Source organism: Acutalibacter sp. (assembly GCF_056800975.1).
Genome location: NZ_JBQISV010000162.1, coordinates 1 through 2515, shown reverse-complemented (window position 1 = coordinate 2515; position 2515 = coordinate 1). Strand labels below are relative to the sequence as shown.

General features: G+C 61.8%; 3 protein-coding genes. All 3 read left to right on the top strand.

Annotated elements, in window-relative coordinates:
* A partial coding sequence (locus ACTO5E_RS10790; protein ID WP_482303552.1) for a sugar phosphate isomerase/epimerase family protein occupies positions 1-717 on the top strand: 717 nt, incomplete at its 5' end.
* Positions 718-729: 12 nt separating this feature from the next.
* Positions 730-2169 carry an aldehyde dehydrogenase family protein gene (locus ACTO5E_RS10785; RefSeq protein ID WP_482303550.1) on the top strand — a complete coding sequence of 480 codons (1440 nt, stop codon included), beginning with the start codon at positions 730-732 and terminating at the stop codon, positions 2167-2169.
* Positions 2170-2239: 70 nt separating this feature from the next.
* Positions 2240-2515, top strand: a 276-nt coding sequence (locus tag ACTO5E_RS10780; protein ID WP_482303548.1) for a hypothetical protein, incomplete at its 3' end; no start/stop codon positions are given.

The window sequence follows — 2515 nt, the reverse complement described above, 5'->3', positions numbered from 1 at the left end:
TATGACCAGTACAGCCCCAAGGACTTCCGGGCCGTGCTGGAGGAGTACGGCCTCACGGCCATCAGCGCCCATGTGGACATAGAGGACACAGAGAAGATGCTGGGGTATCTGCCGGAGACAGGGGCGCGGTTTATCGTCTGCCCCGGGCTTCGGGTGGGCTCAAGAGAGGAGGCCTACGAAAAGGCCGGGCTGCTCAATGAGCTTGGCCGCAAGGCAAAAGCGGCGGGCCTGCGCTATGGCTATCACAACCATAACAACGACTTTGACCGGTACGGCGACGAGACGGTAATCGACATCCTGCTGAAGAACACGGACCCGGAGCTGGTCACCTTTGAGCTGGACGCTGCCTGGGCCTGGCGGGCCGGGGTCAACGCGGCGGAATTTGTTGAGGCCCATGCAGGCCGGTTCGACCTGATCCATGTCAAGGAGACCGCCAGGGCGCTGGGGCCTGAGGACGACCTGAAGCACATATTTGCCGGGGCCCGGCGGGGCCCGGACGGCAGGCCCATCCTCACGCCGGAGATGAAGGCGGTGTTTGAGGAGCACCAGAAGATCAACTGCAAGCTGGGGGACGGCATCATCAATATGCCCCAGCTGAAAAAGGCCGCGGACGCCCAGGGGGTACAGGCTTATATTGTGGAGCGGGAGTACGCCTATACCGGCGACAACTTCACCACCATCCTGGCGGACCGGGAATATCTGAGCGCATTGGAATAGGAGGGCAAGGAGATGAAAATGATTATTGGGGGCAGGCATGTGGACGCCTCGGACGGAAGGACCTCTGAGGTGGTGAACCCGGCTACCGGCCAGGTGGTGGACACTGTGCCTGAGGCCACCCTGGAAGACCTGGACCGGGCGATTGCCCTGGCGGTTGAGGGACAGAAGGAGTGGGCCGCTGTGCCCCTGCACGAGAAGACCGCCGTGCTGGAACGCTATGCCCAGCTGGTGACAGAGAAGGAAAATGTAGAAAAAATCGCCCGGCTCATGTGCGAGGAGGGGGGCAAGCCCATCGAGCAGTGCCGCACCGAGGTGTATGCCAACGCGGCCATCTTCCGCATCTATAATGCCGCGGCCTACACCTTTTACGGCAAAACCCTGCCCTATAACGGCGAGCCCCGTTCCCAGGGGGACGTGGCCTTTACCATCCACGAGCCCTTGGGGGTGTTTGCCAACATTGTGCCCTTCAACTACCCGGTGGAGCTGGCCGCCCACAAGCTGGCCCCCATGCTGGTGACAGGCAACAGCGTGGTGCTTATGCCGTCGGGCAAAACGCCCCGCAGCGCGGTGGTTCTTGTGGAGCTGCTCCATGAGGCGGGGGCGCCGGTAAACGCGGTCTCCTGCGTAACAGGCAGAGGCAGCGTGATCGGCGCCGCGGCGGCAGGGGACTCCCGGGTGGCGGCAGTGAGCTTTACCGGCAGCACCGAGGTGGGAATCTCCCTGGCCGGCACCTGCGCCAAGGCCCTGCGCCCGGTTTCTCTTGAGCTGGGGGGCAACGACCCGCTGATCATCTTTGACGACTGCGACTTTGAGCTGGCCCTGAGCGAGGCTGTCAACGGCCGGGTGGGAAATGCCGGCCAGACCTGCTGCGCCAGCAAGCGGTTCATTGTCCAGCGGGGAATCTACCGGAGGTTTGTCAGCGAGCTGGCAGAGCGGCTGAGTAAGCTGAAGGTGGGAGACCCCCTGGACCCCACCGTAGAGCTGGGCCCCTGTGTGCGGGAGAGCTCCGCAAGAGATGTGGAGGAGCAGATTAACCACACCATCCGGCAGGGGGGGCGGCTGGTGTGCGGCGGCAAGCGCAACGGCGCCTTTGTGGAGCCCACTGTCATTGAGGCTGCCAAAGACACGGACATTGCCCGGGACATGGAGGTGTTCGGGCCGGTGTGGCCGGTCATCCCCTTTGACACGGAGGAGGAGGCTTTGGAGATCGCCAACCAGACCATGTACGGCCTGTCCTCGGGGGTTATTACCTCTGACATGAAGACAGCCATGCGGGTGGCCAACAACGTGCAGGCCGGGGCCTGCATTATCAATGGCTCGGGCAACTACCGCCTGGCCCACCAGCCCTTTGGCGGCTATAAGTATTCCGGCGTGGGGCGCGAGGGCGCGGTGTGCACATTGGAGGAGATGACCCAGCAGAAGATGATCTCCTTGAAAGGGATTCTGAACTGAACCTGAAGCGGGGAAGCCGTCCTGTAGCGGATGGCTTTTTCCGCATATTATTAAAGAAAGGAGCGCGGCAATGTTTGAGCAAAATTATTCCATTCTGGAAAAAATGGTGGCGGAAAAGGGGGTGATCATCCCAGTGTCACAGCACCGAAAGCCCGACGGGACCTTTGACCTGGAAAGAAACCTGAAGGTCTGGAACCCGGCCATTGCGAAGTTCCATCAAATCCCCCTGTGGGAGGAGGGCGCGCAGGGGTATGACGGGGAAAAGACCCCCCTGCAGCCCCAGCCCTCCCTGATATTTGTACACGGTCAGGGGCAGACTGAGCCCAGGGGGACCATTATTGTGGCC

Coding starts and splice junctions, on each gene's coding strand:
- ACTO5E_RS10785 (WP_482303550.1), top strand. CDS start 730: ATGAAAATGATTATTGGGGGCAGGCATGTGGACGCCTCGGACGGAAGG.